The following is an 11,153-nucleotide window of genomic DNA, read 5'->3' as shown; positions in this document are numbered from 1 at the left end:
AACGCCTCGGCCATGGCGTCCTGTAAGCTCATGCCGTTCTTGCGAGCGGTCATGTGCATGGCGAACGACATTTCGGGACTGAAATAGCCCGTCATGGCTTTCTTGCCCTGGCGGCTCGGCGCGGTCGTGGTGCTCGGGCTGGTGCTGTTGGCGGCTGCGGGGATGGTTGCCGCCTTGCCTGGTGCTTCGGGTTTTGGGGCTTGCGCGGGTTCGCGGTCGCGAAGCGCTAGCAATGATCCTTTGCGGCTCATGCGGCGGTCCTCCGTTTCTTAGATGCTTGCATGTTTACATGTTCACATGCCCACTTGTAAAGCTGCCGAACTTCCTCGGCGGCTTTGCCATTGGGTTCGATTTCCATGGCTGTCTTGCCCTCTGCCGCTGCGTGGCGGAACGCGGCGCGGTCGGGGATGATGTGCGGGCACGATTCCAAACCGTAGCCCTGCACCACCTGGGCAGCTTCGTCATACATGCGCGGCGCGGTCGGGCTGCCTGCGGTGAAGATCACAAAGGCGGGCTTGCCGCGCATCTTCACAAGACTGGCCGTTGTTTGCACGGCGGCAAGATCAAAGGCGCTCGGTCGGCATGGGATCAGTACCAGGTCGGCGGCTTCAACGGCGGCACTGGCCGCGCTGTCGGCATGGGGTGGGGTGTCGATCACAATGAAGTCCGCGCCCTGGCTCGTGGCCTGCTCGATCTTGGCGGCAAGGCGAGGGGGGGCGCTGTCGATCACCAAGGGCGGGGCGTCCTTGCGCCATGCTGCCCATTGGCTGGCCGTCGCCTGCGGGTCTAGGTCGATCACAAGGGCGGTATGGCCCGCATCCTCGGCGGCGGCTGCCAGGTGCAAGGCGAGGGTAGTTTTCCCTGCGCCGCCCTTCTGGCTGATTATCGCGATTGTTGGCATGGCCGCCACCTCACATGTGAGCATGTTTGCATGCCCACATGTGACCTTGATTCGGGCTTGCCGTCAAGGGGGGATTGCCAACACCGGGGTTAACATATATTATTTTATTACAATGATTTACGCTTCTCGCTGCGGCGAACGCGGCAATGTGCTTTTTTTGATTTTGATTGCGGTGGCCCTGTTCGCAGCCCTTGCTTATGCAATCACCTCATCTTCTCGCAGTAGTACTAGTAGCGTGACAGCCGAGAGTGCAAAAGCAACCGCTTCTGAAATACTGAGCTATGCCAATTCACTGCGAAATGCAGTGATGCGGTTAGAAATTTCTAACGGATGTGAAATCAAAGAGATTAATTTTCAAAACACTGTAGATACTGGCTACACCGCGCTTTATCCACGTTCTGATAAGTCATGTGACATGTTTAGTTCTACAGGTGGAAATCTAAGCTGGGTTAAAGCCAACCCTAATTGGTTCATTCCACAGGCGGAAGCCTCCTCAGGAGCTTATGCATCGTATGAATCAGGTGCCTATGGCCGATTTTACTTTTCAAATTCAGTGTGTGTAACAAACGTCGGCACTGGAGACTGTCCAACCGGAGGGGCGGGAAACGAATTAGTTTTTGGGCTGCACTTTCTCAAGCGAGAAATATGCCAAGCGTTCAATGAGTTAGGCAATCAGATTATGGCCGATACCGGAGTCTCTATTCTAGGTAAGCCGGATGGCGGAAACAGGTATAGAGGAAACTTTAATGCTTCCAGCATTTACATCAATAATTCAGGAGAAATGATGGGCTGTGGGAAAACCACAAAAACTGGTTATACTTTTTACTATGTGTTGAAAGCTAGATAAGAAATCTATTTAGACCTATCGCTTCCTCTTTGAACACCTTGTGAGAAACGTGCGGCCACCTGCTGGCGAAGCTCACGCGACGCGTTGATTTTCGACCAAGATTCCCCGCGTTCCTGATTCCGGTCGCGCCATTCGCTCCTTAGCGATTGCCGCTCCTGATCCTGCGAGCTGGTGAGGGCCTTCCGCTCCTGGTCGAGCTGCTTCACGTTATCGCGTAGCTGGGCCTGCTGCTCTGTGCGGATAGCTGCGGCCTTGGTCTTGATCTCGCGGCGCTGCGCCGTGGCATAAGTGCGCTTCTCAACTTCCTGTCGCTGCGTGAGCGCCATTTCCCGCTTTGCGGTCGATGTGAGGAAGTTGAAGGCATTGCCCAAAAATCCCTGGGCGCTGCTGTCGCCGCGAACGGCTCCCATGGATTTGATCGCCGCAATGGCATTTTGAATTTTGCCCGTGACGCGCTGCTCGCGGGTCTTGAAAAGCCGCTGCTCGGCAAAGTGCCGTTTGTGCATGGCTCGCCAGATGGGAAGGGCGGTCGCCCGCATGTCTGCGCGGGCTTTCGCAATAGCGGTCTTGGTCTGGGCGATGATCGCGGCGCGGCGGTCGCGGTGATCGGTTCGGAGCTTGTCCCATTGGTCGCGGTGGCGCTTGTTCATTTCGCGGGCCTTGGCTGCGAGAGCGGAATCCTTCCCGCGTTCGCGTTCTTTCACGCGCTGCGCCTGCGGTGATTTATCCAAGCCCTTTTCGCGTTCGTGTAGGTGGCGCGGCCTGTCTTTCGCGGCGCGGGTGAACTCGCCTAACATCTGGCGGGCCTCGTTGTTGGCGACACGACCCTCGCAATAGATTTTGCCGCGTCCGCGTTCGTAGGCTTCCGCCCATCGCGAGAGGTTCAGCTTTTCATTGCTGCTCGACAACATGCGCCCATCCTCGGGCGACACACGATTGAGGATCACATGCACATGCGGATGCGCTTCGTCGTGGTGGGCAACGATGATCGCTTGTCGATCATCGGCCCCAAGGGCTTTGATGCTGGCATGGGCCGCGAGCAACATTTCCTCGCGGGTTAATCCCTCCTTCTCGTCGGGATGCCAGGCCAGGGAGTAGGCGAGCACCACGTCCGCCGATTTGCGGCCTGTGTTGCGGATTCCTGCCTGCTCCTTCAAGCGGGCCTGATCCTTGGCCGTTGCGGCCATGATCCGCCACGCTATTTCGGGATTGTCGGTCGACATGTTCGCGGTCGATGTCCACGAAACGCGCTCGCTGGTCGATGCGCCCTTGTCGTGCAGATAGTAGGCGGCAGCGCCTTTGAAGCTGGTGCCTTTGGCGGCGAGTTTAGGAACCATCGCCGCTGCCTATCTGCTCGATGATGCCGCGCACCTGGGCGAGTAACACCACCGCCTCGGCCTGCACGTCTGCGCCGCTGTTGTTGGCGCGGGTGAGCTGGTTGAGATTGACGCCGATCCGGTTGAGGTCGCTCAACAAGGTGGCGTCGATCTGCGAGCGGGCAGGGGGGACGCGATGACCCAACACACGCCGCCGCGCATAGTCATGTGCGCCGATGCCCGCGTGTGCCGCCTGCGCCTGGACGTGCGCCAGCTCGGCAAGCGTCAATCGCAGATTGAAACGCTCCGAGCGCTTGGCGGTGTCGTCCTTGGTCGGGCGGGCCATACTTCCTCCTAACGGCCTTCCAGGGGGCTGCCCTGGTCGTGATCGAGCGCCGAAACGCTCGGCCCTGGGTTCAGTGCAGATGGGGGCGGGATTGCCCCCAAGGTCTGCCCGATGGGGTTCTAAGGGGAGCTGCGGCACGCTCCCTTTAGTCGTGGTTCCAAGGGGCGAAACCCTTGGCCAGATGCGCTCTAGCGCCGTTTTTGGGCACCAAAAACACATCTGGCTATCCCTCTATTGTCATAATACCATCCGGCCCGCCCTACAGGCAAGAATCGCGCTGACATTGGGCAAGCTGCAAATTCCAACGGGTGAGGTAGTTTCGGTCTATGGCTTTCGACCAATTCCCCGCCCGCGCTGATTCTCTCGGAACTGCTGATTGGGAAACCGTCGCCCCGCTCTGGCAACCTGGCTCAATATGGCTCGGTCGCAATGCTCGTGATGATGCTGTCGGCTGCCTCGATGATCGCCACATGGTGACAGTGGCGGGCAGTCGTGCAGGCAAAGGCCGCTCGGCTATCGTCCCCAATTTGGCGCTATGGCCTGGAAGCTGTGTCGTCCTCGATCCCAAGGGAGAGAACGCGACGAAAACGGCACGATGGCGGATGCAGCTTCCCAATCATCGTGTGGTGGTCGTCGATCCGTTTGGGGTGGCCGATGTGCCCGACGAGCTGCGCGGGACATTCAACCCGCTCGATCTGATTGACGAGCACGACGAGGCAGCGGTCGATATTGCCGCTGCCATCGGTGATGCCCTGGTCGTCCCTGGCGATAGCCGCGACTCCCATTGGGACGAGAGCGCCCGCCAATTGCTGGAAGCTCTGATTTTGCATGTCGCGACGGTCGCGCAACCTGAACGGCGCAACCTGGCACACGTCCGGCGGCTGCTGACTGAAGGCGATCAGGAAGCCATGGCGCGGGACAATCTCAAATCGCCCTTCGATGCGCTGTGGGCCGATATGGTCGCCCCTGAAGTCGAGCGCCTAGACGCGCTCGCGGGCGTGATCCGTGGCGGCGCTGAGTCCCTAATGTCGATGGGAGACAACGAACGCGGGAGCGTTCTTTCGACCACTCGCCGCAATACCAAATTTCTCGACTCCCCCGCGATCGGTCGGGCGATCGCCGAAAGCACGGTCGATCTCGATGATTTGAAAAAACTCGCGGGTGGAATGTCGCTCTATGTTTGTCTGCCGGCGCGGTTCCTGGCGACACATGCTCGCTTTCTGCGAATGGTCATCAACCTGGTGCTGTTTCGTATGGAAGCGATGGGCCTAAATGCTCCTGCGTGCGGGTCGCCCGTGCTGTTCGTGATGGATGAATTTGCGAGCCTGGGCCGATTGGAAGCCATAGAAAAAGCGGCGGGCCTCATGGCAGGCTATGGCGTGAAGCTCTGGCCGATCCTGCAAGACCTGACCCAGCTCAAGCGCCATTACAAAGAAAGCTGGGAAACCTTTCTCGGCAATGCGGGCCTGCTGCAATTTTTCGGCAACACCGACCTGACGACACTCGAATGGCTCGAAAAGCGCATGGGCCAAACGCAAATCACAATCACGACTGAGGGAAGCTCGGTCGCGGAGGCTGACGGAAAATCGGAGGGCGTCACCCATGCCGAAACCAAGGGCACGCAAAAGTCGGCGGGAAAAACAGAAGGCCATAACCAGATGGCCCCGCTATCGTCGCTGACAGCCCGCCAAGGCGGCGAGAGCATCATTGATAGCCTTACGCGGTCGGGCGCGTCTGACGTGTCAGTAAGCGGCGGCACGACCACATCGGAAGCCCTGTCAGCCTCCAATAGCGAAAGCAAGCAAACCGGATCGTCAAAATCGACCACGGAAACGCGGTCGCTGAATCAGTCGGCGCAAGTGCGCCCGCTATGTCGCGTCGATGAAATCGCGCGATATTTTGATCGTGATAAGGGGCTGCAAGTCGTCTTTGTCAGCGGTGGGCATCCGCTCGTGCTTAAGCGAACGCCCTATGACACTGACCCGCAATTCACTGCACTGGCTGCGATTGAGCGACCTGATCCTGCGTGACCCTGCCCACGGCAGGATCGGGAAGCCCGCCGAAAATTTCCTGTTCGAGCTGTTCGCGGGAAATCATCGCGCTTGAAATGTCGCTAACCTGGCCTTGGCGGACACGATCATTTGACGCGCACCATCCATCTTTGTCGCCGTCGTCGCTGGCACGGCTCAAGGAACACATGAAGCTCGTCCCCATATTGACGTAGGCTGCGCCCAGGTTGCCCGTGCTGACGGCCTGGGCGCGGTATTGCTGGGCCTGCTGCTGCATCTGCATGTAACCCCCGACAAGCGCTTCACTGCGGCGATATAATGACCCGTAGGCTTCCTTGGTGGTGTCGAGCTGGTTTTGCACACGGGCTACTTGCTCCTGTGCCGCTGCCTGCGCCTTGGCCTGTTCCTGGGCCCGCACCTCGGCGAGCTGCTGCTCAAGTTTAACGGTTGACGGGCCGCTTGCCTCTGTCTGGGCGCGGGCGACATTACCCATGAACGCGCCCCACACCTGGGACGGCTTTAATGACGGCATGAGCACCAAGTCGGCCAGGATAAGGATGATGACAAAAAAGAACCCTCCGCCCGTAAAGGTGCCGATGGTCCGCATAAGATTCCGCTGGGGTGTATGGGCAACCTGTCCCTGCTGGGGATAGCCTCCAATCTGCGCGGGCAAGGTCGCCGTCTGCGGCTGCACCGAATCCAGATTGGGGAAATCGACCATAGGGCTGCCCTCCTCGCCGCTAAGTAACTATGACGATAATCTGCGATCCGCATGATTTTTCAAGCAAAGGCTGAAAGATTTACTTGCGACCGTTTGACAGAGAACCCCCGGCGAAGCGTATACGCTTCGTTCCCGTGCCTGACGGCTATCAAAGGGCGCGGTGCTGTCGCTCAAATTCGCTGTGCGTCTAACCCTGCCGCTCGCAGACGGTCAGAAATCTTACGCATTTTGGCAAATTCGGTGCCGAATGAGGCTCCGATGCCCATCGCCTGGCAAAACTCTTTGCCTGTCATACCTTCAAGCTCATCTGCGTATTTGATGACCTGGAGATGCAGCTCGGCCACATACCCATTTCGGGGCGATGCTTCGATTGCAGCTTTAATATTTTGAATAGCGTCTGCGGCGGTCATAAATTCTCCTTTTCTATATGACGATAGTATTTTAGCATTTAGCTAAATGCAATATGATTTTTGCATTTAGCACAATTGCACCAAAAACGGACGATTTAGGTGCACAACCTCTCGCTCTGCAATTCCAAGGTGTTGCTTGCACCAAAAGTCTGCATCAAAATAAACCCATGAAAATGATCGGATATGCGCGGGTATCGACCCGCGATCAGAATGTGGCCGCCCAGCGTGAGGCGTTGGTCGCGGCGGGTTGTGATCCTATCTTTGACGATACGATTTCGGGGAGCACGAAAAGCCGTTCCGGCCTCGACAAAGCTATGGCGGCGCTCGGGCCTGGTGATGTCCTGGTCGTGTGGAAGCTCGACCGCCTCGGGCGCTCGATGCAACATGTCGTCAACACCGTGCTCGATCTCGACCGTCGCGGAATCGGATTTCGATCCCTGACGGAAGCAATCGACCTTTCCAGCTCGTCGGGCAAGCTGCTCCTGTCGATCTTCGGGTGGCTCGCAGAAGTCGAACGCGATTTGACAACTGAACGAACAAAGGCGGGTTTGGCGGCTGCCAAGCGGCGCGGGGTGACGCTTGGCCGCAAGCGGAAGCTGACGAGCAATGACGTAGCGCATGCTCGGCGTATGATCGGAAGCGGGGAGGAATCCGTCGCGGGCATGGCTCGGATTTTGAAAGTGAGCCGCAACACCCTTGGGCGGGCGCTGCGGCGTGATCTATCCTAGTGAGTAATTAGCAGGCGGTCGCTCACGACTTCTGCCTCAAGCGTTTCTCCTGCCATTTGAAAACGGCGCAGCATCGAACGGCCAACGTTGACAGCCTCCTCACGAGCGAAAAGCTTTTTGGGCCATTCAATTGGACAAGCTTGATCGCCGGACTTTTTTGATCCGTCGATGCTCAAGGCAACAAATACGCCCCGTCGCTTTGCCTGCTCAATCGACCTGAAAAGGTCATCCAGGCTGAAAGCCTGCGCCCCATATAGAATGGCTTGGCTGTGCGAATATGGCGGATCGCAATAGACGACATCACCACTTTGAGCGCGTTCGAGCGATTCCTCATATCCGCGATGGAAAAACTCCGTCCCTGCCACACGGGTGCGCCATTCAGCTACACGGCGGGCAAATGCTCCTGGATGGATTGGCGCATGAACACCGCACGGGGTGGACATATAGCCATCACGCATCCGAAATCGAACAACGCCCCCATAACAGGATCTGCATAGGAACAACAAATCGGCGCCGTTGGCGCCAGCATTATAGCTCGCCTTGATAGCCTCGTAGGCGGCGACCTTTTCCCCAATCTGCATTTGCTCCCAACGGGTGCGGTACCAGTCAATGACGAGTTCGGGATTGTCCCTTATGCCCTGCCAAATTTCGATCAATGGCGCGAAACAGTCGGATGCTTCGGCCCTTTTTGGGGAAAGAACGCCTAGTACCGCCGCCGATCCTAAGAACGGCTCATGGTAGGTTCCAAATGTCTTAGGGAAGAATGAGATAATCTCATGCGCAAATCTTTGCTTATTTCCTATCCATTTCAAAAGCTGGCTCTTGAATGGTCTAACTCCTACTGTTGAATTTACGAACTGTTGTTCGTCATATGGTTCTTTTTCAATAGCAAGAGCGAGCTGCATTCAATTCTCCAAGGCTTGATCATTGATCAAAATATATCACCTTTTGGGATATCCCACAATCGGATTTACGATGCCCGCATGGCGGGCGGGAAATCCAAAGACGCAAATAACCAGAAGATAGTCGAATCTCTTTTGAAAGAGCTTCGAGTCAACGCTGGCTTGCGCCAAATCGACGTTGCCTCGGCCTTGGGCATTCAGCAGTCAATGGTAAGCAAATACGAAGTCGGAGAACGCCGACTAGATATTTTAGAGATTAGAGAACTCTGCGCGTTATTTGGATTAAATCTCTCAAGCTTCATCGAATTATTAGAAAAACGTCTTGAGGGTAACAATGAAGCCAATTGATAAGTATCTGCGCAAACCGAAATCGTTTTGGGCTTCTGTCCGCTCTCTCAGCCAGAAAGTTGGCTATAGCAAGGGCGACAAGATCATTATCCCGTCGGTCAAGCAAATGGCGGACGCATTTGACAACCTCGGTCTAGATTCTTCGAAGATTTTTACGGGTGGGCATGCCACCCCGCTTGCTCAAGAATTACACGAGTATTTCTCTGCTCGTGCGGATGCCTTGATGAAAATAGCCGAACCAAACCTCATGTCTGCGGAGCAGGCAAAGGCCGAATTTGATAAGCATTTTGCGCTGTTGCAGCCCAAATGCCCGATCCCTCTCAACAAGCAAAAGGGCGAAAAGAAAGCCCATGCGTTTCTAACAGCTTTGGTCAATATGATGATCGAAGCACATTCCCAGGGAATGGATTGTAATTTCGATCCGCGAGAGTTGACGACCCTCACCAGGGATGGCGAGCCTCTGCGGACGTTGGCACGTCGTGTCGATGGCGCGTTCCCTACTGCGGTCAATCCAATCGCTGTTTGGGAAATCAAAGAGTATTATTACACGACAACATTCGGCAGCCGAGTAGCTGACGGCGTTTATGAAACCCTGCTTGATGGAATGGAGCTCGAAGAGCTGCGGGAACATGAAAATATCGACGTGAAACATTATTTGATGGTGGATGCGCACTATACTTGGTGGAAATGCGGAAAAGCATATCTGTGCCGCATGTTTGATATGCTGCACATGGGATACGTTGACGAAATCCTATTTGGCCGTGAGGTCGTTTCCGAGATGCCTCGAATTGTTGGCGAGTGGGTGGAGTTGACGAATAAGCGGGGTCAAGCTGGATTGCCGGAAACCGTCGAATAGTTCCTAGTTCGACCTGCCAGCGGCAGGGCGAAAAAAAAGACGTTCCTCGTCCCGACACTTTCAGTGCACCGCCACGCGCAGAATGAGTCAAAGGATCGCGCAGCGACCGCGAAGCGGCGCGGAGCCACGCACAGCCCGAAGGGCGAGCATGGCGAGCGTCCTTGACCATTCGAGCATGGTGGTATGCTTCCTGGTCGGGTGAGAAAATCAATCGACTCCGACCGCTTGCGGTCGTCCATTTTGGCGCGGCGAAGTCGCGCTTTTCTGCCTATGTGTTATTATGTGTTAGATTCAGTGTTACGCTCGGAAAAAGCAGCGATTCATCAAGCTTTATCAGGCAGATAGAAAGTGGCTCGGTGGGTGATAACACGATAAATGGTGTGTGAAAGCACGAATCTTGGTGGGTGATAACACAATCAAAAATCGGGCCTTATGCACAGGTCGGGGTGGGTGAAAACACGATACCCGTTGCCCTGGTGGGTGAAAACACGATAGCTTCTATTGGTGGGTGAAAACACGAATCAAGATGACCGCTCCCCCCTCCTGCCGGACCGCTATCCGCAGCAGGACTTTTTCGTGTGCGACATCTTCGACGCTGCGCCCAAGGGCGATATGGCCTCGATGGAGCACCCGATTTTCAGCGTATCCACAAAGCCCGATTTCACCAAGCGGGCCTATGAGCACGGCAACGCAATCCTCCGCGTGTCCCCTTCCCCCAACGGCCTAGCGACCGTCCATGATCGTGATGTGCTGATCTACTGCATCAGCCAAATTATGGCCGCGCTGAACAAGGATCAGAAAGTTAGCCAGGTCGTCCGCTTCAAGGCTTACGATCTGCTAGTGGCAACCAATCGCGGCACGGACGGGCGCGGTTATGAGCAGCTCAAGGCCGCGTTCAAGCGGCTGCAAGGCACACAGATAGAAACGAACATCATCACGGGCGGGCAAGCCCAATGGGACGTTTTCAGCTTAGTGGATCGGGCGTCGATCATCCGAGAAAGCTTCGACGGTCGTATGATCGACGTGGAAGTTAAGCTGTCCGATTGGGTCTTTAATGCCATTCGGGCCAAGGAAGTGCTCACCCTCAACCGTCGCTATTTCCGCCTGCGGAAGCCCCTAGAACGCCGCCTGTATGAAATCGCCCGAAAGCATTGTGGCTTCCGGCCTGGGAAGCCCGTCAAATTTGGCCTCGATACGATCCAAAAGAAATGCGGTTCACAATCGACCTCCAAAGAGTTCAAGCGGCTGCTGAAAACCATTGTCGAGCAAGATGAACTGCACGACCATTTCCCTGATTATACGATCCGCCTCGATGACGCTGGTGAGATGGTTACGTTTACCCCACGGGCAGACAAGACTGCCCTACCCCAATCGACCCTATTCCCTATGATCTCTGAAAACGCTCTGCAAAAGGCACGAGCGATTGCGCCTGGGTATGACGTTTACGCCCTCAAGTCCGACTATCTGGCATTTTGGGACGACAAGGGGCGGCAAGAGCTGAAAAACCCTGATGCCGCCTTTCTAGGTTGGTGCAAGAAACGGAATGAACGGCAACCGCTACGCTAGCCCTGCCCACATGCGTACATGTTTGCATGCTCACTTGCCTACAGGGCTTTCCCCCATCTTACGCAGCCAGTCGTTGAACGCCTCGGCCATGGCGTCCTGTAAGCTCATGCCGTTCTTGCGAGCGGTCATGTGCATGGCGAACGACATTTCGGGACTGAAATAGCCCGTCATGGCTTTCTTGCCCTGGCGGCTCGGCGCGGTCG

At 56.2% G+C, this 11,153-nt stretch carries 14 protein-coding genes; 6 read left to right on the top strand and 8 right to left on the bottom strand.

Translation table 11 applies throughout. From position 1 onward, the window contains the following. Positions 1 to 251, bottom strand: a 251-nt coding sequence (locus GR702_RS21520; RefSeq protein WP_160987569.1) for a ribbon-helix-helix domain-containing protein, incomplete at its 3' end; no start/stop codon positions are given. After that, a complete protein-coding gene (gene parA, locus GR702_RS21515; protein ID WP_160987568.1) occupies positions 248 to 901 on the bottom strand; it encodes a ParA family partition ATPase in 654 nt (217 codons plus the stop codon). The genes GR702_RS21520 and parA, both read right to left, overlap by 4 nt. Between parA and GR702_RS21510 the strand changes: the two genes are divergently transcribed. Further along, complete coding sequence (locus tag GR702_RS21510; RefSeq protein WP_160987567.1) at positions 900 to 1,748, top strand: hypothetical protein; 849 nt, start codon at positions 900 to 902, stop codon at positions 1,746 to 1,748. The two genes, parA and GR702_RS21510, sit on opposite strands and share 2 nt — an antisense overlap. Positions 1,749 to 1,753: 5 nt before the next feature. Here the strand turns inward: GR702_RS21510 and GR702_RS21505 are convergent, their stop codons facing one another. After that, entirely contained in the window at positions 1,754 to 3,085 is a 1,332-nt protein-coding gene (locus GR702_RS21505; protein ID WP_160987566.1) for a relaxase/mobilization nuclease domain-containing protein, read from the bottom strand. Then, on the bottom strand, positions 3,075 to 3,410 hold the full coding sequence (locus GR702_RS21500) for a plasmid mobilization protein (RefSeq protein ID WP_160987565.1): 336 nt from the start codon (positions 3,408 to 3,410) through the stop codon (positions 3,075 to 3,077). Before GR702_RS21500 ends, GR702_RS21505 begins: the two co-directional genes overlap by 11 nt. A 326-nt stretch (positions 3,411 to 3,736) precedes the next feature. On the opposite strand from GR702_RS21500, the gene GR702_RS21495 reads away from it, so the two are divergent. Then, on the top strand, positions 3,737 to 5,440 hold the full coding sequence (locus GR702_RS21495) for a type IV secretory system conjugative DNA transfer family protein (protein ID WP_160987564.1): 1,704 nt from the start codon (positions 3,737 to 3,739) through the stop codon (positions 5,438 to 5,440). Here the strand turns inward: GR702_RS21495 and GR702_RS21490 are convergent. Both GR702_RS21490 and GR702_RS21485 read right to left on the bottom strand, forming a co-directional pair. Continuing rightward, the gene (locus tag GR702_RS21490) at positions 5,400 to 6,140 is read right to left on the bottom strand and encodes a hypothetical protein (RefSeq protein ID WP_160987563.1); all 741 of its coding nucleotides are present in this window, start codon (positions 6,138 to 6,140) and stop codon (positions 5,400 to 5,402) included. The genes GR702_RS21495 and GR702_RS21490 overlap by 41 nt on opposite strands. 170 nt (positions 6,141 to 6,310) lie before the next feature. Next, a complete protein-coding gene (locus GR702_RS21485; protein WP_160987562.1) occupies positions 6,311 to 6,550 on the bottom strand; it encodes an HTH-like domain-containing protein in 240 nt (79 codons plus the stop codon). A gap of 53 nt (positions 6,551 to 6,603) precedes the next feature. On the opposite strand from GR702_RS21485, the gene GR702_RS21480 reads away from it, so the two are divergent. Continuing rightward, positions 6,604 to 7,278, top strand: a complete 675-nt coding sequence (locus tag GR702_RS21480) for a recombinase family protein (protein ID WP_474100223.1) — start codon at positions 6,604 to 6,606, stop codon at positions 7,276 to 7,278. On the opposite strand, the gene GR702_RS21475 is transcribed toward GR702_RS21480, so the two are convergent. Beyond that, on the bottom strand, positions 7,275 to 8,183 hold the full coding sequence (locus GR702_RS21475) for a DNA adenine methylase (RefSeq protein WP_160987561.1): 909 nt from the start codon (positions 8,181 to 8,183) through the stop codon (positions 7,275 to 7,277). The two genes, GR702_RS21480 and GR702_RS21475, sit on opposite strands and share 4 nt — an antisense overlap. Positions 8,184 to 8,261: 78 nt before the next feature. Between GR702_RS21475 and GR702_RS21470 the strand changes: the two genes are divergently transcribed. The 3 genes from GR702_RS21470 to GR702_RS21460 all read left to right on the top strand — a co-directional run bounded on the left by GR702_RS21470 (position 8,262) and on the right by GR702_RS21460 (position 10,950). Beyond that, complete coding sequence (locus GR702_RS21470; protein WP_160987560.1) at positions 8,262 to 8,528, top strand: helix-turn-helix domain-containing protein; 267 nt, start codon at positions 8,262 to 8,264, stop codon at positions 8,526 to 8,528. Further along, positions 8,515 to 9,384, top strand: coding sequence for a DUF7687 domain-containing protein (locus GR702_RS21465; protein WP_160987559.1), 870 nt, complete (start codon positions 8,515 to 8,517; stop codon positions 9,382 to 9,384). Before GR702_RS21470 ends, GR702_RS21465 begins: the two co-directional genes overlap by 14 nt. A gap of 504 nt (positions 9,385 to 9,888) precedes the next feature. Further along, positions 9,889 to 10,950: a replication initiator protein A gene (locus GR702_RS21460; RefSeq protein WP_202408426.1), complete on the top strand. Its 1,062-nt coding sequence runs from the start codon at positions 9,889 to 9,891 to the stop codon at positions 10,948 to 10,950. Between the two features lie 30 nt (positions 10,951 to 10,980). On the opposite strand, the gene GR702_RS22740 is transcribed toward GR702_RS21460, so the two are convergent. Beyond that, a partial coding sequence (locus tag GR702_RS22740) for a ribbon-helix-helix domain-containing protein (RefSeq protein WP_337192673.1) occupies positions 10,981 to 11,153 on the bottom strand: 173 nt, incomplete at its 5' end.

This window comes from Novosphingobium silvae, from assembly GCF_009856825.1.
Lineage (GTDB): Bacteria > Pseudomonadota > Alphaproteobacteria > Sphingomonadales > Sphingomonadaceae > Novosphingobium > Novosphingobium silvae.
Note: the sequence above shows the minus strand (reverse complement) of the source record. Positions and strands in the feature narration are given on the sequence as shown.